General features: G+C 51.4%; 20 protein-coding genes. 12 read left to right on the top strand and 8 right to left on the bottom strand.

The features are described from left to right. Window positions 1-174: 174 nt before the first annotated feature. The 3 genes from dksA to thpR all read right to left on the bottom strand — a co-directional run bounded on the left by dksA (window position 175) and on the right by thpR (window position 2,067). Window positions 175-630 (bottom strand): RNA polymerase-binding protein DksA, encoded by a 456-nt coding sequence (dksA, locus tag MNO13_RS19920; protein ID WP_034493443.1) that lies wholly within the window; start codon window positions 628-630, stop codon window positions 175-177. A 192-nt stretch (window positions 631-822) separates the two neighbouring features. After that, entirely contained in the window at window positions 823-1,527 is a 705-nt protein-coding gene (gene sfsA, locus MNO13_RS19915) for a DNA/RNA nuclease SfsA (protein WP_064539827.1), read from the bottom strand. Next, window positions 1,528-2,067 (bottom strand): RNA 2',3'-cyclic phosphodiesterase, encoded by a 540-nt coding sequence (gene thpR, locus MNO13_RS19910; RefSeq protein ID WP_064539826.1) that lies wholly within the window; start codon window positions 2,065-2,067, stop codon window positions 1,528-1,530. 91 nt (window positions 2,068-2,158) lie between these two features. Between thpR and hrpB the strand changes: the two genes are divergently transcribed. The 7 genes from hrpB to fhuB all read left to right on the top strand — a co-directional run bounded on the left by hrpB (window position 2,159) and on the right by fhuB (window position 14,244). Then, window positions 2,159-4,591 carry an ATP-dependent helicase HrpB gene (gene hrpB, locus MNO13_RS19905; protein WP_064539824.1) on the top strand — a complete coding sequence of 811 codons (2,433 nt, stop codon included), beginning with the start codon at window positions 2,159-2,161 and terminating at the stop codon, window positions 4,589-4,591. A gap of 79 nt (window positions 4,592-4,670) precedes the next feature. Beyond that, a complete protein-coding gene (gene mrcB, locus MNO13_RS19900) occupies window positions 4,671-7,214 on the top strand; it encodes a bifunctional glycosyl transferase/transpeptidase (protein ID WP_241939167.1) in 2,544 nt (847 codons plus the stop codon). 155 nt (window positions 7,215-7,369) lie between these two features. Continuing rightward, window positions 7,370-8,101: a hypothetical protein gene (locus MNO13_RS19895; protein ID WP_064539819.1), complete on the top strand. Its 732-nt coding sequence runs from the start codon at window positions 7,370-7,372 to the stop codon at window positions 8,099-8,101. A gap of 245 nt (window positions 8,102-8,346) precedes the next feature. Continuing rightward, complete coding sequence (gene fhuA, locus MNO13_RS19890) at window positions 8,347-10,518, top strand: ferrichrome porin FhuA (RefSeq protein ID WP_064539817.1); 2,172 nt, start codon at window positions 8,347-8,349, stop codon at window positions 10,516-10,518. Window positions 10,519-10,565: 47 nt separating this feature from the next. Further along, window positions 10,566-11,363, top strand: coding sequence for a Fe3+-hydroxamate ABC transporter ATP-binding protein FhuC (gene fhuC / locus MNO13_RS19885; RefSeq protein WP_121814284.1), 798 nt, complete (start codon window positions 10,566-10,568; stop codon window positions 11,361-11,363). Then, complete coding sequence (fhuD, locus tag MNO13_RS19880) at window positions 11,363-12,262, top strand: Fe(3+)-hydroxamate ABC transporter substrate-binding protein FhuD (RefSeq protein WP_241939166.1); 900 nt, start codon at window positions 11,363-11,365, stop codon at window positions 12,260-12,262. Before fhuC ends, fhuD begins: the two co-directional genes overlap by 1 nt. Further along, entirely contained in the window at window positions 12,259-14,244 is a 1,986-nt protein-coding gene (gene fhuB, locus MNO13_RS19875) for a Fe(3+)-hydroxamate ABC transporter permease FhuB (RefSeq protein WP_133523117.1), read from the top strand. The genes fhuD and fhuB overlap by 4 nt, the downstream gene beginning before the upstream one ends. A gap of 26 nt (window positions 14,245-14,270) precedes the next feature. Here the strand turns inward: fhuB and MNO13_RS19870 are convergent, their stop codons facing one another. Next, window positions 14,271-15,197: a DUF7916 family protein gene (locus tag MNO13_RS19870; protein ID WP_064539808.1), complete on the bottom strand. Its 927-nt coding sequence runs from the start codon at window positions 15,195-15,197 to the stop codon at window positions 14,271-14,273. 262 nt (window positions 15,198-15,459) lie between these two features. Here MNO13_RS19870 and MNO13_RS19865 point away from each other — a divergent pair, with 262 nt between their 5' ends. Further along, window positions 15,460-17,289, top strand: coding sequence for a glycosyltransferase family 28 protein (locus tag MNO13_RS19865; RefSeq protein WP_241939165.1), 1,830 nt, complete (start codon window positions 15,460-15,462; stop codon window positions 17,287-17,289). 90 nt (window positions 17,290-17,379) lie between these two features. Here MNO13_RS19865 and hemL read toward each other — a convergent pair whose 3' ends face one another. Next, entirely contained in the window at window positions 17,380-18,660 is a 1,281-nt protein-coding gene (hemL, locus tag MNO13_RS19860; RefSeq protein WP_064539804.1) for a glutamate-1-semialdehyde 2,1-aminomutase, read from the bottom strand. 139 nt (window positions 18,661-18,799) lie between these two features. Between hemL and clcA the strand changes: the two genes are divergently transcribed. Both clcA and erpA read left to right on the top strand, forming a co-directional pair. Then, window positions 18,800-20,221, top strand: a complete 1,422-nt coding sequence (gene clcA, locus MNO13_RS19855; RefSeq protein ID WP_064539802.1) for a H(+)/Cl(-) exchange transporter ClcA — start codon at window positions 18,800-18,802, stop codon at window positions 20,219-20,221. 81 nt (window positions 20,222-20,302) lie between these two features. Further along, the gene (gene erpA / locus MNO13_RS19850) at window positions 20,303-20,650 is read left to right on the top strand and encodes an iron-sulfur cluster insertion protein ErpA (protein ID WP_064539800.1); all 348 of its coding nucleotides are present in this window, start codon (window positions 20,303-20,305) and stop codon (window positions 20,648-20,650) included. 139 nt (window positions 20,651-20,789) lie between these two features. Here erpA and MNO13_RS19845 read toward each other — a convergent pair whose 3' ends face one another. From MNO13_RS19845 to mtnN, 3 genes are read right to left on the bottom strand one after another with little or no spacing between them, the layout of a single operon-like run. Further along, on the bottom strand, window positions 20,790-21,407 hold the full coding sequence (locus MNO13_RS19845; RefSeq protein ID WP_064539798.1) for a TRIC cation channel family protein: 618 nt from the start codon (window positions 21,405-21,407) through the stop codon (window positions 20,790-20,792). Between the two features lie 12 nt (window positions 21,408-21,419). Then, a complete protein-coding gene (btuF, locus tag MNO13_RS19840; protein WP_064539796.1) occupies window positions 21,420-22,226 on the bottom strand; it encodes a vitamin B12 ABC transporter substrate-binding protein BtuF in 807 nt (268 codons plus the stop codon). Further along, on the bottom strand, window positions 22,219-22,917 hold the full coding sequence (mtnN, locus tag MNO13_RS19835; protein WP_064539794.1) for a 5'-methylthioadenosine/S-adenosylhomocysteine nucleosidase: 699 nt from the start codon (window positions 22,915-22,917) through the stop codon (window positions 22,219-22,221). Before mtnN ends, btuF begins: the two co-directional genes overlap by 8 nt. Window positions 22,918-22,995: 78 nt before the next feature. Between mtnN and dgt the strand changes: the two genes are divergently transcribed. Further along, the gene (gene dgt, locus MNO13_RS19830; RefSeq protein ID WP_121814278.1) at window positions 22,996-24,510 is read left to right on the top strand and encodes a dGTPase; all 1,515 of its coding nucleotides are present in this window, start codon (window positions 22,996-22,998) and stop codon (window positions 24,508-24,510) included. A gap of 143 nt (window positions 24,511-24,653) precedes the next feature. Then, complete coding sequence (gene degP / locus MNO13_RS19825; protein ID WP_064539790.1) at window positions 24,654-26,096, top strand: serine endoprotease DegP; 1,443 nt, start codon at window positions 24,654-24,656, stop codon at window positions 26,094-26,096. Window positions 26,097-26,122 lie beyond the last annotated feature (26 nt).

Here is a 26,122-nt window from a genome sequence, read left to right as displayed (position 1 = left end):
AAGGCGGGAGAGTCTCCCGCCTTTGAAAGTATACCCGTCATACTTCAAGTTGCAGGTGCGTTGGCTGCACCCGTTCGCCCCGGTCACATAGCTATCTATGCTCCTGGGGACTTACGGTCTGGTCGCCTTCCTGCAACGCGAATTATTTTGGGTACGTGCTGAAATTGCGGGCTGTTAGCCAGCCATTTGTTTTTCGCGAATTTCTGCCAACGTTTTACAGTCAATGCACAAATCAGCTGTCGGGCGAGCTTCGAGACGGCGGATGCCGATTTCAACGCCACAAGATTCGCAGTAGCCGAAATCTTCGTCTTCTACTTTCTTAAGGGTCTTCTCGATTTTCTTGATCAGTTTACGTTCCCTGTCACGGTTACGCAGTTCGAGGCTGAATTCTTCTTCCTGGGCTGCACGGTCTACCGGGTCCGGGAAGTTTGCTGCTTCATCCTGCATATGCGTCACCGTGCGATCAACTTCATCCATAAGTTGGCTACGCCAGGCTTCAAGAATTAGCTTGAAGTGCGACAGCTGGGCTTCGTTCATATATTCTTCGCCCGCTTTCTCCTGATATGGCTCCACCCCAGCGATGGCGAGGATACTCAGGGACGATGTTTTACGCTTTTGCCCTTCTTGCATGTTGTTTCTCCTTAACACGCACTATCGGTCCCCTGGTAGGGGGAAAATCAGGCCGCTATAAATAGCAGATGCTTTTCAGGATGGCAATTATATAAATTCCTCTCTTGACAAGCCTGTGAAGAAAAGCGTATTTACGCGAGCCACCAGCATACAAAACAGACAAACGTTAACTGCTCTTTTATTAAGTAAAAATTATAGAAGGACAGGCAACGGCGAGGTTAGAGTCAGGCCTTTGTCCGAAAGTTCGGCCTTCCAGGCAATAATTTCTACTCCACACTGTTGCGCCTCGGATAACAATTGCGCGTATTTTGCATCGATGTGGCGTGCCGGGGAGACTTGAGTAATAGCCGAATGCAACACTGTAAACAGCAGCACCGCGCGTTCGCCCTGCAAAACCACGTTCATCAATTCCCGTAAATGCTTCTGGCCACGCAGGCTTACTGCATCCGGGAAATAGCCACAACCTTGTTGTGATAACGTGACTGATTTCACTTCAATATAGCAGTTAACTTTGCAACCTGCCTGCAACATAAAATCAATACGGCTGCGTTCGGCGCCGTACTTTACTTCGCTTTTAATTGTGCTGTAACCGGTTAATTCCGAAATAATTTCTTTTTCTAACGCTTCTTTAGCCACGGCATTCGCCCGCAGGGTATTTACGCAAATAAACTCCCCGTTCTGTGTCTGCGTCATTTCCCATGTGTGAGGGTATTTGCGCGTCGGGTTATCCGAAGTGGAATACCAGACGGTGTCGCCAGGTGTGGCACAACCGGTCATTGCGCCGGTATTTGGGCAATGAAGCGTTAGCTCTTCACCGGAAGGTGTGATGACATCAGCCAGAAAACGTTTGTAGCGTTTGATTAACGTGGCCTGCTGCAACGGCGGAGAAAATTCCATTCACTCTTCCTTATTACTTAATGTCCAGCGTTGTAATTCCAGGTAACGCGTTCGCCCTTGTTTAAAAACAGACTCATACAACACAAATTCTTCAACCGGATATTGCCAGCGGAAATTAGGGGGCGGAATAGAGACTGCACGCGAAGTGTTACGATAAATCGTGATATGTGGATGAAACGGCTGCGGGCTTTGGTAACAGCCGCTGCGCGCTGCCTGGGAGCGTAACATATTTGCCAGTTGAATCAGCCCCAAAGGCGCATGGCGCGGGCCAATCCACACCACATTCGAGCGCAGCCACTGCCCGGCATCATCAATGGTCAGGGTAAAACCGCGCTGGCGAATACGTCCGGCTAACTGGCTGAGTGCTTTTTGCTTTTCAGCGCTGATATCACCCAAAAAGGCCAGCGTCAGGTGCAGGTTTGCCGCAGCAACCGGGCGACCAGCATCTTCAGGAAACTGCGTGGCGCGCCACTGGATAATCTGTTTTTGTACCTCTGCAGGTAATTCGAGGGCAAAGAACAGACGGCGAGTTTCAGCCATTGTGGGTCTCTCGGTAATGGTGGATTCTCGGGTATAGATTCATGTGATGCTACACTAGCGAACTTTGCATCATACCCTTTTGGAGCCGTTTGTGTCGTCATTACCGGTTGCTGCCGTGCTGCCCGATATTCTTAGCGCATTGAAAAACGCGCCGCAGGTTTTACTGAGTGCGCCGACAGGTGCCGGTAAATCGACGTGGCTGCCGTTGCAGATTTTACAGCAGGCCAATTTAGGCGGTCGAATTCTGTTGCTGGAGCCACGCCGCCTGGCGGCACGGAACGTCGCACAGCGCCTTGCAGAATTATTAGGCGAAAAACCGGGTGAAACCGTCGGTTACCGAATGCGTGCCGAAACCTGCGTCGGGCCAAATACCCAACTCGAAGTGGTCACCGAGGGCATTCTGACACGCATGATCCAGCACGATCCTGAGCTGGAAGGCGTGACGCTGGTGATCCTCGATGAATTTCACGAACGCAGCCTGCAAGCCGACCTGGCGCTGGCATTATTACTTGATGTGCAGCAAGGGCTACGCGACGATCTCAAACTGCTGATTATGTCGGCAACGCTGGATAATTCGCGCCTCCAGCAGTGTTTGCCTGACGCGCCGGTTATCAGTTCTCAAGGGCGCGCATTTCCTGTGGAACGCCGTTACAGCCCGCTTTCCACAAACCTTCGTGTTGATGAAGCGGTGGCGATTGCCGTGGCGAATTTGCTGCGTGAAGAATCTGGATCGCTGCTGCTGTTTTTACCGGGCGTGGGGGAAATCCAGCGAGTTGGGCAGCAACTGCAAGAGCGCGTGGCGAGCGACGTTCAGCTTTGCCCGTTATACGGCGCATTACCGTTGAGCGAACAGCGTAAAGCGATTTTACCGGCGGCAAACGGCATGCGCAAAGTGGTGCTGGCGACCAACATTGCCGAAACCAGTCTCACCATCGAAGGCATTCGCCTGGTGGTGGATACCGCGCAAGAACGGGTGGCGCGCTTTGATGTGCGCACTGGCTTAACGCGGCTTATCACACAGCGCATTAGCCAGGCGTCGATGATCCAACGCGCCGGGCGAGCGGGGCGTCTGGAGGCGGGGATCTGCCTGCATCTGACCAGCGCTGAACAGGCAGAACGCGCAGCTGCACAAAGCGAGCCGGAAATCCTGCAAAGCGATCTCTCCGGTTTGTTACTCGATTTGCTGCAATGGGGATGTCAGGACCCTCAGCAACTGACCTGGCTTGATACGCCGCCTGCTGTCAATCTTGCCGCTGCGCGTACATTGCTACGCCAGCTTAATGCGCTGGATGAACAACACCGGCTCACGCCCATTGGCCAAAAAATGGCGAATCTCGGTAACGATCCACGCCTCGCTGCGGTGTTGGTCAACGCCAAAACGCCTGATGAACAAGCTACGGCGGCACGTATTGTCGCGATTCTGGAAGAGCCGCCACGTGGCCAGGACAGTGATTTACGAAACGCGTTTAGCCGCCGCCAGGATAACTGGCAACAACGCAGCGCTCAGTTGCTCAAACGGCTTAATAGCCGTGGTGGAGAAGTGGATTTCGCTCTTGCCGCCCCGTTACTGGCGCAAGCTTTTCCCGACCGTATTGCTCGCCGTCGTGGTCAGGATGGTCGCTACCAGTTAGCCAACGGTATGGGGGCGATGCTTAATCAGGACGATCCTTTAACGCGTTATGAATGGCTGTTAGCACCGTTGTTATTGCAGGGAAGTAACACGCCTGATGCGCGAATCTTGCAGGCTATTCCGCTGGATATTGACGCACTGACGGCGCAATGCCCGATGTTGCTGACGCAAAGCGACTCCGTGGAATGGGACGAAACGCAAGGCACTTTAAAAGCGTTTCGCCGCAGCCAGATTGGCAAGCTAATTCTGAAAGTTCAGCCGCTGGCGAAACCTTCCGAAGACGAATTGCATCAAGCGATGCTCAATGGCATTCGCGAAAAAGGGCTGTCGGTATTGAACTGGTCAGCGCATGCGCAACAGTTTCGTTTGCGCCTGGCATGTGCGGCAAAATGGTTGCCGGAACTTGCCTGGCCTGATGTTTCGGACGATGCTTTGCTGCGTGATTTAGACAGCTGGTTATTACCTGAACTGCATGGTGTACACTCGCTGCGGGCATTAAAAAACATTGATGTCACACGTGCGTTACACAATTTGCTCGACTGGAACGCGCGTGCACGTCTGGATAGTGCGTTGCCAACTCATTACACTGTGCCGACTGGCAGCCAGATAGCCATTCGCTATGATGATGAAAACCCGCCAGTTCTTGCTGTTCGTATGCAGGAAATGTTTGGCGAAGCGCGAACGCCAGTAATTGCTGAAGGCCGAGTGCCACTGGTTCTGGAACTGCTCTCCCCGGCACAGCGGCCACTACAGATAACGCGTGATTTAACCGCTTTCTGGAACGGAGCCTACCGGGAAGTGCAAAAAGAGATGAAAGGACGTTATCCAAAACACGTCTGGCCGGATTCGCCAGCAGACGCGCAGCCCACGCGGCGCACTAAAAAGTACCAATAACTTTGAGAGATTTCCTCTTCCGACCAGAGCGGAAGAAAGGAGAATCAGGCGATGCGCCTTATTTTTGGTGGAGAAAGCAATGGCGGGGAATGACCGCGAACCGATTGGACGTAAAGGTAAACCTTCACGTCCTGTAAAAGAGAAAGTAAGCCGCCGTCGAGTCCGTGAAGAGGAATACGACGCGGATTACGATGATGATTATGACGACGAGGAGCCGATGCCGCCACGCAAAGGAAAAGGCAGCGGCAATGGCCGTCCGCCACGTAAAAAGCGCCGCTGGTTGTGGTTCTTAGTCAAACTGTTTGTTGTCTTTGTCGTGCTGTTCGTGATCTACGGCGTCTATCTTGACCAGAAGATCCGTGCCCGTATTGATGGCAAGGTCTGGCAACTGCCGGCAGCAGTGTATGGCCGTATGGTGAACCTTGAGCCAGACATGCCGTACAGCAAAAAAGAGATGGTCAACCTGCTGGAAGCCACGCAGTACCGTCAGGTGACGAAGATGACGCGTCCTGGTGAGTTTACAGTGCAGGGCAACAGCATCGAAATGATCCGCCGTCCGTTTGATTTCCCTGACAGTAAAGAAGGGCAGATCCGCGCACGTCTGGTGTTTGATAATGATCATTTGGAATCGATTCAGAACATGGATAGTAACCGCAGCTTCGGTTTCTTCCGTCTGGATCCACGTTTGATCACCATGTTGTCTTCACCGAACGGTGAGCAGCGTCTTTTCGTCCCACGCACCGGCTTCCCGGATTTGTTGGTTGATACGCTGATTGCTACCGAAGACCGCCATTTCTATGAACACGATGGCATCAGTTTGTACTCCATCGGTCGTGCGATGCTGGCGAACTTAACCGCGGGTCGCACCGTGCAGGGCGCAAGTACGCTGACGCAACAGTTGGTGAAAAACCTGTTCCTGTCGAGCGAGCGCTCTTACTGGCGTAAAGCGAACGAAGCGTACATGGCGCTGATCATGGACGCCCGTTACGGCAAAGATCGCATCCTTGAGCTGTATCTGAACGAGGTGTATCTCGGCCAGAGCGGCGATAACGAAATTCGCGGTTTCCCGCTGGCGAGCCTGTACTACTTTGGTCGTCCGGTTGAAGAGCTGAGCCTTGACCAGCAAGCGTTGCTGGTGGGCATGGTGAAAGGGGCGTCGATTTACAACCCGTGGCGTAACCCGAAACTGGCGCTGGAACGTCGCAACCTGGTATTGCGCTTGCTGCAAGAGCAGAAGGTGATCGACCAGGAACTTTACGACATGCTGAGCGCCCGTCCTCTGGGTGTGCAACCGCGCGGTGGCGTGATTTCGCCACAGCCTGCTTTTATGCAGATGGTGCGTAACGAGCTTCAGACTAAGCTTGGTGACAAAGTTAAAGACCTGTCTGGGGTGAAGATCTTCACCACGTTTGATTCCGTTTCCCAGGATGCGGCAGAGAAAGCGGTAAGCGAAGGGGTTCCGGTACTGCGTGCCTCTCGTAAGCTCAAAGATCTCGAAGCGGCTATGGTGATTGTTGACCGTTCGACCGGCGAAGTTCGTGCCATGGTCGGCGGGGCAGAAACGCAATTTGCCGGCTTTAACCGTGCGATGCAGGCTCGTCGTTCCATCGGTTCTCTGGCAAAACCAGCGACTTATCTGACGGCGTTAAGCCAGCCGGATTCGTACCGCCTGAATACCTGGATTACCGATGCGCCAATCGCGCTGAAACAGCCAAACGGACAAGTGTGGTCGCCGCAAAACGATGACCGTCGCTACAGTGAGAGCGGTAAGGTCATGTTAGTGGATGCGCTGACGCGTTCGATGAACGTGCCAACCGTAAATCTGGGGATGGCGTTGGGCTTGCCAGCCGTAACCGACACCTGGGTCAAACTCGGCGTGCCGCAGAACCAATTGCATCCGGTTCCGGCTATGTTGCTGGGCGCGCTGAACCTGACGCCAATCGAAGTGGCGCAGGCATTCCAGACCATCGCCAGCGGCGGTAACCGTGCAACGCTTTCTGCATTGCGTTCGGTGATTGCTGAAGACGGCACCGTGCTATATCAAAGCTTCCCGCAGGCGGAACAGGCAGTTCCTCCGCAGGCAGCCTACATGACGCTGTTTACCATGCAGCAGGTTATGGCTCGTGGTACCGGGCGTGCGTTGGGTGGCAAGTATCCGAACCTGCATCTGGCAGGGAAAACGGGTACCACCAACGATAATGTGGATACCTGGTTTGCCGGTATTGATGGCAAAGAAGTGGCGATTACCTGGGTAGGACGTGACAACAACCAGCCAACCAAACTATATGGTGCGAGCGGGGCGATGTCGCTGTATCAACGTTATCTGGCTAACCAGACGCCAATTCCGCTGGTGCTGAACCCACCGGAAGACATTGTTGATATGGGTGTTGATAGCGCGGGTTACTTCCAGTGTGGTGGCGGTGGGGATCGCGTCCTTCCTGTCTGGACGACCAATCCGGATGGATTGTGCCAGCAAAGCCAGCAGGCCGAGCAGACCAATAATCCATTTAATCAGTCGCAGCAGCAGCAGCCTCAACAGCAACAGCAGCAACAACCTCAGCAGCAGCCTGAATCCAGTGATGGTGTTGCCGGTTGGATTAAGGATATGTTCGGCGGGAATTAATTGCTGAACGTCCTTGTGTGCCACCTTTTAGAATAATAATCTAACGGGTGGCATATATTTTTCTTAATTATTTATTTCCTGTCTGCCTCTTGTGAAGAATGCTCTAATGTTTTGTTGAATGCTTAAAATTTCACAGTACAAGACAGGAAAGTCAGATGGACAGCAAAACATTTCAAAAAATAGTATTACCACATCTCACCGAAGCCATGCTTTTTACCCGTTCCAGGTTATCTCTAAAATCATCTAATAAGTTTTATCCAGATAAAAATATGATTGAAAAGTGGATGTTGACGAATCCGCAAAAATATCGGCTGCATACCCTTGGCGGGGACAAGATGCGCAGCGCGGCGGTTTCTGCACAGCGCAAACTCAAGCTATCTTCCAGGCAACTGTACCAAAAAGTTGAAAATGATTACCGCAATGGAGTGCAGAACGCAGGCAATTGTGGGGAAAATGCCCGAATCGCTTTTTGCTATCTCACCGATCGTATTAGCAAGCTTGAACGGAAGGTCGGGTGCCCAATCCTTATATTACAAATTTTCCTTCAACATCCCGTGGATCACTGTCTGGTATTAGTCGGCACACTACCTCGTCGCGGCAGTCGGAAATTAATTGAGAACACATTAATATGTGATCCATGGGCGAAAATCGTTTGCCCAATAGCGCATTACTCCCTCGAATGGAAAATGAAAATGAATAAATGGTCCAATCGTGGGCTTATGGGGAAATGTGTCGAAGGTACGTTTGACCCTTTTTACGATGAATGTTCTCGCGAGAGTATTCGCGTGGGTAAATTTATTATTTTTGAGCAAACCGCTGCTGGGAAAACACTCGCTTCAAAAAATAAACAGCATTATTCATTGATAGACAGAAGCGCGATTTCCTGAACCACTCGCATTAGCCATTCTGTCACGTTGCTGACAGCGTGATCGGGATGTGTCATTCCTGCCTGGTTTTCTGTGTTTGTGAGTCCTTTTTCACTCCTTGCACTTTGTATGGTTATTTTTTATCCCCCTGGTCCCCCAGGGGGTGTGATCCGCTTGCCATGCACTTTCCGTTTCGTCTATTATTCTGCGGCATAATAATAATTCTCGTTTTCGTTATCATTCGTTACTTCATCAGAGATAATACAATGGCGCGCTTAAGAACTGGACAACCAGTCAATACCTCAATTCGCAAACTTGCATTCTTTGTTGCCGCCGCTGTAAGCGGTGTCAGTGCATCAAGTTTTGCAGCAGACAACACAACAGCTAAAGAAGATACCATCACCGTTTCCGCCAGTGTTGCTGACGAAAGCGCGTGGGGCCCGTCTCCAACGATTGCCGCTAAACGCACGGCAACCGCGACCAAAACTGATACGCCAATTGAAAAGACTCCACAGTCTATTTCGATTGTGACTCGTGAAGAGATGGATACTCACCAGCCAGCTTCCGTGAAAGAAGCGTTGGGCTACACGCCAGGTATCACCGTTTCTACCCGTGGTGCATCCGACACTTATGACGCGGTGAAAATTCGTGGTTTCGGTTCGGTTAACCAGAACAACTATTTAGATGGCCTGAAACTTCAGGGCGACTTCTATAACGAAGTGATCATCGACCCGTACATGCTTGAGCGCGTGGAATTAATGCGTGGCCCAACTTCCGTGCTGTACGGAAAAAGCAGTCCAGGCGGTATTATCACTATGGTAAGCAAGCGTCCAACCACTGAACCGCTGAAAGAAGTTCAGTTCAAGATGGGCACTGACAATCTGTGGCAAACCGGTTTCGACTTCAGTGATTCACTGGATGATGCAGGCGTTTATTCTTATCGTCTGACTGGTGTGGCGCGTTCTAACGACGACCAGCAACAATTCTCCAAACAGAAACGTTATGCGATTGCTCCGTCATTCACCTGGCGTCCTGACGATAAAACTAATTTCACGTTCTTAGCGAACCTGCAAGACACTCCAGAGACGGGTTATTACGGTTGGTTGCCGAAAGAAGGTACCGTTGAGCCGTTGCCAGATGGTTCTTATCTGCCGACTGATTTCAACGAAGGTGTTCCAAATAACACCTACTCGTTGTCCCATAAAATGGTCGGTTATACCTTTGACCATGAGTTCAACGACACTTTCACCGTGCGTCAGAACCTGCGTTATGTTGAGTCTAAAACCAATCAGAAAAGCGTTTACGGCACTGGCGTAGACTCTTCAGGTTATATGCTGACTCGCGGCACTGTTGTGGATAACGAAAAGCTGCACAACTTTGCTGTTGATACTCAAGTGCAAAGTAATTTTGCGACCGGTGACGTGGCACATACCTTGCTGACTGGTGTTGATTTCCAGCAGATGCGTAACGATGTGAACGCCACCTTCGGCAGCGCTCCGCCACTGGATTTGTATAACCCAGTGTACGAAAACTACGATTTTGGCGATGCAGACCCGTATCAGCAAAACAAACAGAAACAGACCGGCATCTACATTCAGGATCAAGCTGAGTGGAACAAGTTTGTTCTGACCGTCGGTGGCCGTTACGACTGGCTGAAACAGTCAACACTCGCTTACCAGGCGAATAACTACACCGAGCGTGACGATAGCGAATTCACTGGCCGTGCGGGTCTGAACTACCTGTTCGATAACGGTGTGTCGCCGTACATCAGCTACAGCGAATCTTTCGAGCCAAACTCAGGTGCAGATTTCTACGGCAACACCTTCAAACCGTCTAAAGGCCGTCAGTACGAAGCGGGCGTGAAGTATGTGCCGAAGGATATGGCGGTGGTGATTACTGGTGCGATTTATCAACTGACTAAGTCTGATAACCTGATGTCCGACCCAGACACTTCCCACGGTTTCTCCTCCATTCAGGGTGGTGAAATTCGTTCTCGCGGCGTAGAACTCGAAGCGAAAGCGGCGGTGAATGCCAACATCAACGTGACGGCTTCTTACACCTACACCGATGCGGAATACACCACTGACACCAACTACAAAGGCAACACGCCTGAGCAGGTGCCAGAGCACATGGCTTCACTGTGGGGGGATTATACCTTCAATGAAGGCTCGCTGACCGGTCTGACTATCGGTACCGGTGGTCGCTTCATCGGCTCCAGCTACGGCGACCCGGCTAACAGCTTCAAAGTGGGTAGTGCTGCGGTTCTGGATGCAGTGGTTAAATATGACCTCGGCCGTTTCGGTATGAATGGTTCAAGCGTGGCGGTGAATGTGAACAACCTGCTTGATCGTGAATACGTTGCCAGCTGCTTCGCCACTTATGGCTGCTTCTGGGGCGCTGAGCGCCAGGTTGTTGCGACTGCTACATTCCGCTTCTAAGTGTATTCGGGCACGGTTCGCCGTGCCCATCAACAAAGTTGGCTACCATGCAGGACAAACACCTTCATCCCGATACCACGTTTAGCCTCTCAGACGTTACCTTTCGCGTACCCGGTCGCACGCTTCTTCACCCTCTCTCGATAACCTTTCCCGTTGGCAAAGTCACCGGCCTGATTGGGCACAATGGCTCGGGGAAATCGACATTGCTGAAAATGCTTGGCCGTCATCAAAAGCCTTCTGATGGGGAAGTTCAGCTCAACAATCAACCGTTAGATAGCTGGAGCAGCAAGGAATTTGCGCGCAAAGTCGCGTATTTACCGCAGCAACTTCCGGCGGCAGAAGGGATGACGGTGCGTGAGTTGGTGGCGATTGGTCGTTATCCGTGGCATGGCGCGCTGGGGCGTTTCGGCGCGGCAGACCGTGAATTGGTTGAAGAGGCAATTACGCTGGTGGGGTTGAAACCTTTTGCGCATCGTCTGGTGGATAGTCTTTCTGGTGGCGAGCGCCAACGGGCGTGGATTGCTATGTTAGTGGCGCAGGACAGCCGCTGTTTACTGCTTGATGAACCCACGTCGGCACTGGACATTGCCCATCAGGTTGACGTGCTGGCGCTTATCCATCGTCTGAGCCAGGAACGCGGTCTGACGGTGATTGCTGTGCTGCATGATATCAATATGGCCGCTCGCTATTGCGACCACCTGGTAGCACTGCGCGGTGGTGAAATGATTGCCCAGGGCAGCCCGGCTGACCTGATGCAAAGCGCAACGCTGGAGAAGATTTACGGAATTCCAATGGGCATTCTGCCTCATCCTGCGGGTGCCGCTCCGGTGAGCTTTGTTTACTGATGCCTGAACTAATCAATCCTTTGTTGAGTCGTCGTCAGTTGCTCACTGCTCTGGCACTCTCGCCGCTATTGCTCAAAATGGGTAATGCACAGGCGGCAACCATTGACCCTCAGCGTATTGTGGCGCTGGAGTGGTTGCCCGTCGAACTGATGCTGGCGCTGGGAATCAAGCCTTACGCCATGGCGGACATTAAAAATTACCAGGCGTGGGTCGGCGAACCGAAATTGCCGGATGGCATTATTGAAGTCGGCCTGCGCACTGAACCCAATCTTGAACTCCTGACACAGCTGAAACCTTCACTGATTCTCTATTCTGCAGGCTATGGCCCACAGCCTGAAAAAATGGCGCGTATCGCTCCGGGATTAGGTTTTAGCTTTAACGACGGTTCCGGAAAACCGCTGACCGTAGCGCGCCAGTCGCTGATTGAACTGGGCGAGAAACTGGGCATGCAGCAAGCGGCTCGTGACCACTTGCAGAAATTCGACCAATTTATTGAGCAGATGAAACCGCGCTTTGCCGCACGTGGTGAAAAACCTGTGTTGCTGATGACGTTATTAGATTCCCGCCATGCGCTGGTGATCGGCAAAAACAGCCTGTTCCAGCAAGTGATGGACTTACTCGGTGTGAAAAATGCCTGGTCTGGGGAAACCAATTTCTGGGGCAGCGCGGTGGTGGGGCTTGAACGTCTCGCTGAAGTCAAAGACGCCGACGTTATCTGCTTTGATCACAATAACGACGCTGAAACGGAGCGTGTGATGGCGACACCATTATGGAAGGCGATGCCTTTTGTGCGCCAGCAGCGTTTCCAGCGAGTCCCGCCAGTCTGGCTTTACGGGGCGACACTCTCTGCGATGAGTTTCACCAACACGCTGGCTAAAGCGATAGGGAGCGACGCGTGAAACATCGTTATGCCTTGTTCCCGGCGATACTGTTATCGCTGCTGTTTGTGGTTGCCTGCGCGCTAACACTACACAACCTCAACGCACAACTGCCTGCTGCCCAGTGGAGTGCGGCCTGGTGGCAGCCCAACATTGATAACATCAACCAGATGTTATTCCACTACAGCTCGCTTCCACGCCTTGCTATCTCGCTGTTAGTGGGCGCGGGGCTGGGGTTAGTGGGCGTGCTTTTCCAGCAAGTGCTGCGAAATCCACTTGCCGAACCGACCACCCTGGGCGTGGCCAGTGGTGCACAGTTAGGTGTCACCGTTGCTACGTTGTGGGCGTTGCCGGGTGGGTTTGTTACCCAACAGTTCGCGGCATTAGTCGGGGCAGGCGTTGTTGGTTTGCTGGTGTTTGGTGTCGCCTGGGGCAAGCGGTTATCGCCGGTCACGCTGATCCTCGCCGGTCTGGTGCTGAGCCTGTACTGCGGCGCGGTAAATCAGCTATTAGCGATTTTCCATCACGACCAATTGCAGAACATGTTCCTGTGGAGCACCGGTTCGCTGAACCAGCAAGACTGGGACATCGTCAACGGCCTGTGGCCGCGCCTGGTGGGTGGTTTATTGCTGACATTGCTGTTGTTGCGCCCGCTAACCCTGATGGGGCTTGACGATGGTGTGGCGCGAAATCTTGGTCTGGCACTTTCGATGGTGCGCCTCGCCACACTAGTGCTGGCGATCGCCATCAGTGCGCTGCTGGTGAATGCGGTTGGGATTATTGGGTTTATCGGCCTGTTCGCGCCGTTGCTGGCGAAGATGCTCGGCGCGCGTCGTCTGGTGGCGCGTTTGTTCCTCGCTCCGCTTATCGGCGCGTTGATCTTGTGGTTGTCGGATCAGTCGGTTATCTGGCTGACGAGCGTGTGGCGTGAAATTTCGACCGGTACCGTGACCGCGCTGATTGGTGCACCGTTGCTGCTGTGGTTGCTGCCGCGCCTGCGTACCGTCGGCACGCCTGCGATGAATCAGGGCGACAACGTTCCGGCTGAACGCCAGCATTTGGGCTGGTGGGCGTTAATCGGCAGCGGGGTGTTAGCGCTGGTGATTGTCACTGCGCTGACGCTGGGGCGTGACGTACATGGCTGGAACTGGGTGAGCGGTTCGTTATTCCATGATTTGTTGCAGTGGCGTTGGCCGCGAGTATTAGCCGCGTTGACGGCGGGTATGATGTTGGCGGTTGCCGGTAGCGTTATTCAGCGCCTGACGGGCAATGCGATGGCCAGCCCGGAAGTGTTAGGGATAAGCTCAGGTGCCGCATTTGGCGTAGTGGTGATGCTGTTTATCGTGCCAGGCAATGCTTTCGGTTGGTTATTCCCTGCGGGGAGCCTGGGAGCGGCGGTCACATTACTGGTGATTATGGTCACTGCCAGCCGTGGCGGTTTTTCCCCGCAACGTATGTTGCTGGCCGGGATGGCGCTGAGCACCGCATTTACCATGTTGCTGATGTTACTGATGGCGAGTGGTGACCCGCGCATGGCTGGCATTCTCACCTGGATTTCTGGTTCAACCTATAACGTGACCGGCGATCAGGCGGTCAGAACGTTAATCCTGATGGTGATTTTGTTTGCCCTGACGCCGCTGTGCCGCCGTTGGTTGATGATTCTGCCGCTAGGTGGGGCAACCGCGCGTGCCATTGGTATGGCGTTGACACCATCACGCTTTGCGCTGTTATTACTAGCCGCCACGTTGACGGCAGCAGCAACCATGACCGTCGGCCCGCTGAGTTTTGTTGGCTTAATGGCACCGCATATCGCGCGCATGCTGGGATTCCGCCGTGCGATGCCGCAACTGATCATGTCGGCGTTGTTAGGTGGTATGTTGATGGTGGCAGCGGATTGGTGTGGAAGGATGATTCTGTTCCCCGATCAGGTTCCGGCGGGGTTGTTGGCGACCTTTATCGGCGCGCCTTATTTCGTTTATTTGCTGCGTAAGCAGAGCCGTTGATAGGGTCTATAACGGCCCTTTCTGTATCAGCGATTGACGGACCTTGCGATACGCGTGTAGGTATGACGAACACCGCGGATAGCGATGCTGTAGGTGCGAATATTTTCGGGTATGGCTATCCCGGTGTAACCGGTATCTCCAATGTGGTGTAAGTCCGTTCCGGCCATTTTACTCATCAGTGCAATTTGACGTACCGTTTCAGCGTCCGCACCTTCTTGCGAGGTACCAATTGCGGTCATGGTCATCGCGCCCATTTGATGTGCCAGATCGATAAGCTTTTGCGCATACTCGAGCGTTATTCCTGGTACAGTTCCGGGGGCGGGCAACAAAATAATATCGGCACCTTTTTGGATGAATTTCTCTACATCGTCTGGCGTTATCAGCTTTTGAGAGCCAGAGGGTAAGATCCCCGCAGAGTGCATTTTCCCTGCTATCAGCACCATATCCTCACCTAATTCAGCACGTATTTCCTGCAAACTTTCAGCGATCGCTTCATTGCTGATGCCGTTGCCCGGGTTTCCCGTCAGCACAATAAATCCGACGCCCATTTCATGGAGCCGGCGTGCATTAGCAGCGGTAGCAAAACGCCCCTGACGCATCATCCAAAGCTCTTCGTGTGTTGCAGAAAAACCCTTATCTACTGCTTCCAGATTAACGCCAATTATCCGCCCGGTTAGATGCTGCAATTTGCGGATGACATCCTCGGGCGGGGTATCGGCAGGCATTCCTGCAATTTTTGGATTTTCAATATCGAACAGGTTGAGCAATAAAAGATCTGCCCCTTGGCTGGCAGCGAGTTCAGCATTGGTGACCGAGGTCAGTAACGGTGCGACGGTGACAATGGTTTCACTCACCAGAATACGGCCTTCGCAGGCCCTGAGAGAAAACAGTAAATCGGTACGGGAAAGATCCATCAAATCTGAGGCATTACAATCCAGATATCTTTTATACATTTTAATTTCCTTCCAAGAGGTGAATTTTTATGACGACCTGGTTCTTATAATGAAGAGTTTATTTACGTTGCAAAATATCATGATTAAAAATGTGGCTGATATCACTACTCTTTAGCATTTGTAGCTAACAGATGAATGCTGCAGCCGCCTAGAATAGATATCAAAGTTAAATTTATTCCATCAATGAATTAAGTTAAACCTATCATTTAGGTCAATGATATTGGTTGGGATTTATATTAAGTGATGTATTAGAAGGGAACTCATGATTACTGCAACTGTAAAAAAATATATAAGCAATCCTTCCGCTAAATTAATTATTGTTAGCTACTCACCAACCGGGGGTGGGCATACTGCACGTTTACTCAATATTATTTCGATGGCGCTAGAAAAAAAATCAATCCCCGAAGATAGCATCGTTATGTTTCATGTCCCCTGTCCCTGGGAAGGTACGCCACGCTCTCCTTTAGTCGCAAATCTTGCAAAGACACTCATCAATCGCCAAATTAATGTCTGGATAGCTGAGTCAGATAAATCTATCTATGGATATCTGAATAAAGAGACGGGGGGATCAGATGATGCCAGCATTCTCCAGCATATCACGCGCTTTCCTCAACGCAATGTCACGCCCCAATCCGCCAGAAAGGATGATAGCCAGAAAACGATCACAGAACTTACGCAATGTGTTTCTTTCCAAACTGATGAAGATTGTAAGAATTTACCCATTATTTCAGCAAAGAATCTGATGAATAGCATGGCGGCTACATTTGGGCGTGAAATTATGGCTGAGCGTTGTTATGTTATGACTGATATGGACCCCTATTTGCAGAAAGCGGCACAGGCTGCGGGGGTTCCAGGGAAACGATGCCTGGATCAACAAAATCATGCAATTTTACTGAATCTTAATGATAGCCAGCTCAACATATTGCCTAAATATGCTCTGTTATCAAAAGTATTAGGTGGATACGGTGAGCAAATCTCGCATATTGATTTAGGTGGGCGTAATACGCTGGTGAGTATCAGTAATATTACTGAACGTCTTGGTATATTAAGTGGAACACCCAAATATATTGCCAGGCTAAAAATTGCTGATTTATTATTGTCACACGCGCTTCCTGCAGAAAAAATTAAAGAAAAATTAGCGGATGCTAATCGTCCCTTTTCTGGTGTGATGGCGGGTTCTTTAGTGCAGCATGGTGGCGATGCCCAAAATATTGTTTATGTTTATGCACATAAGAAAACAAATATAGTAGCACGTTGTGTCAATGAACGAATGTGTGCCAATGATCCCCTTTTTCAGAGAATAATATTCTTATTTTGCGGGCCGGGAGCTGCGGGTGATTTTAATGCCATGCATCTGGCTTATATTGCCGACGCTGATGGTATTACTACCGCTGGGGCGGGTACGATTGGCGAATTTGCCTATTTACGGAAACAGGCGGGATGTGGTTCACGCTTGTTGGTCTTACCTATTGAAGGTCACAACGAGCAAGAGAAGAATGCCGATGTGATTTCTGAAGACAACGAAATCAAAGCTTTTGTGGTACGTACACTTGCAACCGAACAGCTTTCTGATTCGCTTCTGCGTTTTGTTAGCGATCAGCCTAAAACGCGTGAAGCACCGTGCACCATGAACGAATTCATTACCGCAATTAGCGATCAAAATAGCTATGTGCGGCAGGCTTATGATCGGTTGTTTAACAATGATATCGCCATCAATTTCAAAAATATTGAGCAAGTTGAGCAGATTATGAATCGAAGCCCATTGCTGAAAGCCACACGTAAATATTTGAAACTCGTCTTCCAGGCACTTAATGCGACCGAGAAAGAAGCCAACAGCAGTATCCAGGTTATGTTACAGCAAGGCATGTCACATACTTTTAGCAATGTGAAAGAACTGAACAACACGCTACTAAGCTCTATGCGTCTGGCGCAAATGATTGGACTGAAGGAGGCAGAAGATGCGGATCGATTGCCGTTACTTAGCGAAGTAAGGAGGCACTTTTCAGCGCTGGCGGGAGGAGGTAAACCTTCAGTCAGTCAATCGACAAAACTTAAGGAAGAATTTGGTGAGTTTATGGTAACTGGGTTCTGATATTGCTGCATTTATTGCTGCATTGAAACCACGGGATAACCACTTTCGTAGGGCGATAGCTCGCCCTACGAACCTATTTTGCAATCAGCGTTACAGTTTTGCGAATGCCCGACGCGCAGCGTCGATAGTCTTCTGAATATCTTCTTTCGAATGGGCAACTGACATAAAGCCTGCTTCAAACGCAGACGGTGCCAGGTAAACACCTTCTTCCAGCATTAAGTGGAAGAACTTTTTAAAGCGTTCAACGTCACACGCCATCACATCCTGATAGCACGTTACGCTCTCGGCATCGGTGAAGAACAAACCAAACATCCCCCCAACATTATTCACCACCAGTGGGATATTTTCGGCAATCGCTGCATTCAACAAGCCATCAGCCAGCATTTCGGTCAGTTCGGTCAACGTCTGGTGAATGCCCGGTTGTGCGACTTCTGTCAGGCAAGCGTAGCCTGCAGCCATGGCAATTGGGTTACCGGAAAGTGTTCCCGCTTGATAAACCGGTCCGGTTGGTGCCAGCGCATCCATAATTTCACGACGGCCACCGAATGCTCCGACAGGCATGCCACCACCGATGATTTTGCCCAGACAGGTTAAGTCAGGCTCCACGCCGTAGTAAGACTGTGCGCCAGCCAGCGCGACACGGAAGCCAGTCATCACTTCGTCGATAATAAACAGTGCGCCAAACTCATCGCACAACGCGCGCAGGCCTGGCAGGAAATCATCGTTTGGCGGAATGCAGTTCATGTTGCCGGCAACCGGCTCAACGATAATACAAGCGATGTCTTGCGGATATTGCTCGAACGCGGCGCGCACCGAGGCGAGATCGTTATAGGTACAGGTGAGGGTATGTTTGGCGAAATCAGCCGGAACGCCCGGTGAATTTGGCTGGCCAAGGGTCAGGGCACCAGAACCGGCTTTCACCAGCAGGCAATCGGCGTGACCGTGATAGCAGCCTTCGAATTTGATGATTTTATCGCGCCCGGTGAAACCACGCGCCAGACGAATCGCGCTCATGGTGGCTTCTGTACCGGAGTTCACCATGCGAACCATGTCCATTGTTGGAACCAGTTCGGTAACCAGCTCCGCCATTTTTACTTCCATCTCCGTCGGCGCACCAAAGCTTAAACCGCGCTCAACTGCTTCAATGACCGCATTGCGAATCGCCGGATGGTTATGGCCGAGAACCATTGGCCCCCATGAACCTACGTAATCGATATAGGCTTTGCCGTCTGCGTCAAACAGGTAAGCCCCGTCAGCACGTTCGATAAACAGCGGCACACCGCCGACGCCGGTGAAAGCACGAACTGGCGAATTCACCCCACCCGGGATGACTTTACGTGCGGCAGCGTACAGGTTTTCAGACTTACTCATGGAGCGGCTCCTGGATTCGTATAAAGAATGGCAACGCACTATTCTAAGGGAAACCGCCGACGTTATGAAAGTATTGCCCAAACGCGTCGAGGGAGTAGAATGCCCGCTCGATTTGTATTACCAATAAATGATTAGCCTAATGAATCACTCCCAGCCCTCTTTTGAAGCACAACAGGTTGTGCGCTTACGCCGGGGCGACATGGTGCGTCGCCTGATTCGACAGGATAAAACCCCTGTCGCTATTCTTTTTATGGCCGCGATAGTAGGGACGTTAACCGGTTTAGTGGGGGTCGCGTTTGAAAAATCAGTGACCTGGATTCAACAAAATCGCCTGGCGATGCTGGCGCATGTGGCAGATTACAGCGTGATCGTCTGGCCGCTGGCATTCATCAGTTCAATGCTTTTGGCGATGATCGGCTACTATCTGGTGCGTCGTTTTGCGCCGGAAGCAGGCGGTTCAGGCATCCCTGAAATTGAAGGTGCGCTTGAAGAGTTGCGCCCGGTTCGCTGGTGGCGTGTCATCCCGGTGAAATTCATCGGCGGCATGGGGACGCTCGGCGCGGGCATGGTGCTGGGCCGCGAAGGACCAACAGTACAACTTGGCGGGAATATCGGCCGTATGGTGCTGGATATTTTCCGTCTGCGCGGTGCCGAAGCTCGCCATTCACTGTTAGCCACCGGTGCGGCTGCTGGTTTATCCGCGGCGTTTAACGCTCCGCTGGCGGGCATTTTGTTCATCATCGAAGAGATGCGCCCGCAGTTCCGCTACAACCTCATTTCGATCAAAGCCGTGTTTATCGGCGTGATTATGTCGAGCGTCGTGTTCCGTATTTTTAACGGTGAAAATGCGGTTATTGAAGTCGAGAAACTTTCTAACGCGCCGGTTAATACACTGTGGCTATATCTGGTGCTCGGCATGGTATTTGGCATTGTCGGCGTCATGTTTAATGCGATGGTGTTTCGCACTCAGGATATGTTCCAGCGTATCCATGGCGGCAACCTCAAAAAATGGGTGATCATCGGTGGCCTGTTGGGCGGTGTTTGCGGTGTGTTAGGTCTCATTCAGCCCGCAGCAGCCGGTGGCGGTTTTAACTTGATTCCTATTGCTGCGGCGGGTAACTACACCATCGGCATGCTGCTATTTATTTTTATTGCCCGGGTGATTACCACATTGTTGTGCTTCGCATCTGGTGCGCCGGGTGGGATCTTTGCGCCAATGTTGGCACTGGGCACATTGCTGGGTACGGCTTTCGGTGCCGCTAGTGTCGCCTGGTTCCCGGCCTATCATCTTGAAGTGGGAACATTTGCCATTGCTGGTATGGGCGCATTATTTGCGGCTTCCGTGCGTGCACCACTGACGGGAATTGTGCTGGTTCTGGAAATGACTGACAATTATCAGCTCATTCTGCCAATGATTATTACCTGCCTGGGCGCGACACTATTGGCACAATTCCTGGGTGGAAAACCGCTATACTCCTCGATCCTTGCGCGTACGCTTGCCAAACAAGACGCCGAAAAGCACAGCAAAGAGCAGCAAAACCCGGTCGGGGAGAATACTTGAACGATTTACTCGGGTATTAGATAATGGCGCTAAAGATCGGGTTATTCTTTGCCCGACTTCTTATTTCGTTGGGAGCAAAAAATGAGTGATGACGTAGCAGTGCTGCCGTTGCAGTTTACCGAAGCCGCAGCCAATAAAGTAAAAACCCTGATCGCGGATGAAGAAAACCCGAATCTGAAACTGCGCGTTTACATCACCGGTGGTGGTTGCAGCGGCTTCCAGTATGGTTTTACTTTTGATGACCAGATCAACGACGGCGATATGACTATCGAGAAGCAAGGCGTTGCACTGGTTGTTGACCCGATGAGCCTGCAATATCTGGTAGGTGGCGCGGTGGATTACACCGAAGGTCTGGAAGGTTCCCGCTTTGTGGTGACCAACCCGAACGCCAAGAGCACCTGCGGGTGTGGTTCATCTTTCAGCGTTTAAAGACATCGTTCTTTTGTAGGTCGGATAAGCGAAGCGCCATCCGACAAAAATGGTGGATGACGCTAACGCTTATCCACCCTACAAAACCTGTTTAGCTATCCGAAGCCGTGTTTTTTAACACGGCTTTTTTATGTCTAAATTACCGGTCATCCAGCGCAAACGTCGGCAGTTTTAAGTGCCAGCGAATGGCAGCCAGACGAATCCCTAGCGTGACCACCATGCCAATCATACTGGCCTGGTCTAGCGGGACGTGGAAGGTGTGATAGGCGGTGGCATGAACGATACCGCCTGCAATACAGGCTGTCGCGTAGATTTCGGTGCGCAGAATCATCGGGATTTCACGCGCTAAAACGTCACGAATGATCCCGCCACCAACGCCAGTGAGCACGCCCATGCAGATAGCAATCAGCGGGCTGGCGCCAGCCAGAAATGCTTTATTTACCCCAATCCCGACAAACACCGCAAGACCGACCGCATCCAGTACCGGTAAAATCCATTTTGGCAGGCGACGCGGCTGGCGTATTAACAGGATAGTGAGTAAACAGGTCACCATCGCGACTACTAAGTCGGTCGGGTCTTTAACCCAAAATACCGGGCCGTTATCCAGAGCCATATCGCGTATTGTCCCACCGCCCACAGCTGTCACTACGCCCAGCACCAGTACACCGAACGGGTCCATACGGAGTTTTCCAGCTAACAATACGCCGGATATGGCAAAGACGGCTGTGCCTATGATGTCCAGCCAATAGACAAGCATGTGAGATTACCCTCATTGTTCATTGTTATTCAGCTCCTTACAGAGCTGTTTTGCGGCGAGGATAATACGTGGGCTCGAGCGACTAAACCAGTCATCATTCACTGCGATAACCGGAATTTTTAACTGGGTATTCCAAAATTGTTCAACCGGGGGAATCTGGGTCTCATCGCCAGTAATAATAATAGCCTGGGGACGCCGACTAATCACTTGTTCGCGGCTCACCTGTGGCCAGGGAACCCGGCTGTCCGCAAAGATATTTTGCCCGCCACAGACTTCCAGAATTTCGTTCTGAATCGAACCTTTTCCTGAAGTAAATAACGGTTGCTGGCCAAATTGCAGGAATACTTTTTTCTTCGGGTGTTGAGAGTACTGGGCTTTTAACTCAGCAAATTCTTTTGCCAGCCGATCTGCGGCGTCCTGGGCAGTTTGTGGTGTTGGGCTGAATTGGCCAAGTTGACGCAGTGCGGCAACCACACCTTCAACGGTTGTTGGATCAAGCCAAATGACTTTAATCCCCAGTGCCTGCATTTGATTGACTTGCCGTTCGGCATTACCGCCACGCCATGCCAGCACTACATCGGGTTTAAGTGCCACGATACGTTCGAGGTTCATCCCCTGCCAATTAGAGACTTGCTCAAGTTTTTTGGCAGCATCCGGATAATTCGACCACGCGCTGACCGCCACAGGGGTAATTCCCGCAGCGTACGCCAGTTCAGTATTACTGGGCGACAATGAGATAACCCGCGGCGCTGCAATCAGCAACGCCGGGAGGCAACACAGCAGCGCGGTGAGCCCGCGCCAGATTTTTTTATTATGCACGAGCCAGTTTCTGTACCAGTTTTTCAACCATCAGCGTGGACTGCTTCGCCGCTACGGCGAGGAACTCGTCAAAGCTCAGGTGAGATTGTTGGTCGGCGACGTCGGAAATCGCGCGAACCACCACAAATGGTGTGCCAAAATTATGGCAAACGTGCGCAACGGCGGTCGCTTCCATTTCAACGGCTACAGCCTGCGGGAAGTTATGTTGGATCTTTGCCAATGCCACAGAACCATTAATAAAGGCATCACCGCTGACCACCAGGCCACGTACTGCATTCAGGTTCAGCTCGGCAATGCACTCTTCAGCCGCGGCAATCAGTTTGGCGTCGGCGGCGAAACCTGCCGGGCAGCCAGGTAATTGACCATATTCATAGCCAAAAGCGGTAACGTCTGCATCGTGGTAACGCACTTCATCGGAAACCACGATATCGCCTACTTTGAGCGTGGATGCGAGGCCACCTGCAGAGCCGGTGTTAATCACAACATCTGGTTTGCAATGCTCAAGCAGAAGCGTTGCGCCCATGGCTGCTGCCACTTTACCGATGCCTGATTTCAACAATGCGACTTCAACGCCGTCCAGTGTGCCGGTGTAGATTTCACATCCAGCCAGCGTCAGAGTTTGACGGTTTTCAATTTTGTCACGCAGCAACGTAACTTCTTCTTCCATTGCACCAATAATGCCTGCTTTCATAGTGATACTCGCTAAAGTAATAAATCAGTCGCATAGTCTACCATGACAAACCGCAGAGAAAACGGCGCAGGAGAGGGCATGAGTGAGATAGATTTCCGCAAGAAAATTAACTGGCACCGCCGTTTCCGCTCGCCAGAAGGGCAGAAAAGCGAGCATGAGATCCTGCGAATTTTTGAAAGCGATCGCGGGCGTATCGTGAATTCCCCGGCGATTCGCCGCTTGCAGCAGAAAACACAAGTCTTTCCCCTGGAGCGTAATGCTTCGGTGCGCACGCGTTTAACGCATTCAATGGAAGTGCAGCAGGTCGGGCGCTATATCGCCAAAGAAGTGTTGAGCCGCTTGAAAGAGCAGCAAGCGCTTGAGCGCTACGGGCTGCATGAACTGACCGGCCCGTTTGAAAGTATTGTCGAAATGGCCTGCCTGATGCACGACATCGGTAACCCGCCGTTTGGTCATTTTGGGGAATCGGCGATAAATGACTGGTTCCGCCAGCGTTTGTTTCCTGCTGATGCCGGGAGCCAGCCACGCAGCGATGATCGTTGCCGTGTGGCGACGTTGCGTCTGCACGAAGGCGAAGATCAACTGAACGGTTTGCGCCGTAAAGTCCGCCAGGATCTTTGCCAGTTTGAGGGCAATGCTCAGGGCATTCGTCTGGTACACAGTCTGCTGCGTATGAATCTGACCTGGGCGCAGGTTGGCTGCATCCTCAAATATACCCGTCCCGCCTGGTTTGTTGGTGAGCCTCCAGAAAGCCACGCCTATCTGATGAAGAAGCCGGGTTTTTATCTTTCCGAAGAATCGTACATTGTGCGTTTGCGTAGCGAACTTGAACTCGGTGAGTACAGCCGTTTTTCACTGACGTGGATAATGGAAGCGGCTGACGACATCTCTTATTGCGTGGCGGATCTCGAAGATGCCGTTGAGAAGCGCATTTTCAGTGTTGATCAACTTTACCAGCACTTATGTGACGCCTGGGGCGAGCATCGCGAGGGGGATCTTTTCGAACGCGTGGTGAATGAAGCCTGGGAGAAATCCCGCTCAAACCAGATGCGCCGCAGCACCGAAGATCAGTTCTTTATGTATCTGCGTGTCAACACGCTAAATCAACTGGTGCCGTATGCCGCCCAGCGTTTTATCGATAACCTGGCTGAGATCTTTCGTGGGGAGTTTAATCACGCGCTTCTTGAAGATGACAGCCCATTTGCGCGCCTGTTGGAGTTATATAAACAAGTGGCGTTCAAACACGTGTTTAGCCACCCGGAGGTTGAGCAGTTAGAGTTACAGGGTTATCGGGTAATAAGCGGCTTACTTGATATTTACAGTCCCTTACTCAATATATCCCTTGAGGATTTTGCTGAGTTGGTGGAAAAGGAAAGTTTACGCCGTTTGCCGATTGAGAGTCGGTTATTCCATAAATTATCGACAAAACATCGGCTTGCTTACATAGAGGCAGTCAATGATTTGACGCCGTCGGCCAGTGATTTTCCGGTATGGGAATATTACTACCGCTGCCGCCTGATTCAGGATTATATCAGTGGAATGACGGACTTATTCGCCTGGGATGAATATCGTCGTCTGATGGCTGTGGAGTAATGGAGTCGCTGAGTTTTGTAAAGACGGACAATAAACTTTTACGTTTTCCAGTGACTTATAGACGGAACTTAGCGTCGCATTAGTCACTCTATATTGGCCTACACAGCAATTTTGCGTGACTTATTAACTTTGGATCGAAATCAATGAAAAAAACAACTTTAGCAATGAGCGCGCTGGCTCTGAGTTTGGGTTTAGCGCTGAGCCCTGTATCTGCAATTGCAGCAGAAACCGCATCTTCCGCATCCGCAGCACAACCGCTTCCAAGCCTTGCGCCGATGCTGGAAAAAGTGATGCCTTCAGTGGTGAGCATCAATGTTGAAGGCAGCACTACCGTTAACACGCCACGCATGGGACGTAACTTCCAGCAATTCTTTGGTGATAATTCACCATTCTGCCAGGAAGGTTCACCGTTCCAGAGCTCTCCATTCTGCCAGGAAGGTGCGCCTGGGAACGGCGGCCAGGGTGGTGGACAGCAACAGAAATTTGCAGCCCTTGGTTCTGGTGTCATTATTGACGCAGCGAAAGGCTATGTCGTGACCAACAACCACGTTGTTGATAATGCAACAAAAATTCAGGTCTCACTGAGTGATGGTCGCAAGTTTGAGGCGAAAGTGGTGGGTAAAGATCCACGATCTGATATCGCACTATTGCAATTACAAGATCCGAAAAATCTGACTGCCATTAAAATGGCTGATTCAGACGCATTGCGCGTTGGTGATTACACCGTGGCAATTGGTAACCCATACGGCCTGGGTGAAACCGTGACTTCCGGTATTGTATCTGCACTGGGTCGTAGTGGTCTTAACATTGAAAACTATGAAAACTTTATCCAGACAGATGCGGCAATCAACCGGGGTAACTCGGGTGGCGCACTGGTTAACCTGAATGGCGAACTGATCGGGATTAACACTGCGATTCTGGCACCGGACGGCGGCAACATCGGTATCGGCTTTGCCATTCCAAGCAACATGGTGAAAAACTTGACTGCTCAGATGGTGGAGTTCGGCCAGGTTAAACGCGGCGAGCTGGGGATTATGGGTACCGAGCTGAACTCTGAGTTGGCGAAAGCGATGAAAGTCGACGCGCAGCGTGGCGCATTTGTCAGCCAGGTGATGCCAAACTCTTCTGCTGCAAAAGCGGGTATTAAAGCCGGTGATGTGGTGGTGTCAATGAACGGTAAAGCAATTACCAGCTTTGCCGCATTGCGTGCTGAAGTCGGTTCTATGCCGGTGGGTAGCAAACTGACTCTTGGCCTGCTGCGTGATGGCAAACCAGTATCGGTAGATCTGGAGTTGCAACAAAGTAGCCAGACTCAGGTTGACTCAGCAACCATCTTTACCGGTATTGAAGGTGCTGAAATGAGCAACCGCAGCGGTAAAGGCGAAAAAGGGGTTATCGTTAACAACGTTAAAGGGAATACCCCAGCGGCACGTATTGGCCTGAAAAAAGGTGACATCATCATTGGTGTGAACCAGCAGGCAGTGAACAACATTGCTGAATTGCGTAAAATTCTTGACGCTAAACCGTCAGTAATGGCGCTGAACATTCAGCGAGGTGATACCACTATCTACCTGCTGATGCAGTAATCGTCACTGAGATACACTCAAAACTA

The sequence above is a fragment of the Buttiauxella ferragutiae genome (assembly GCF_022637515.1).
Taxonomy (GTDB): Bacteria; Pseudomonadota; Gammaproteobacteria; order Enterobacterales; family Enterobacteriaceae; genus Buttiauxella; species Buttiauxella ferragutiae.
The sequence above is the reverse complement of the archived record's forward strand: the minus strand, read 5'-3'. Positions and strand labels throughout refer to the sequence as shown.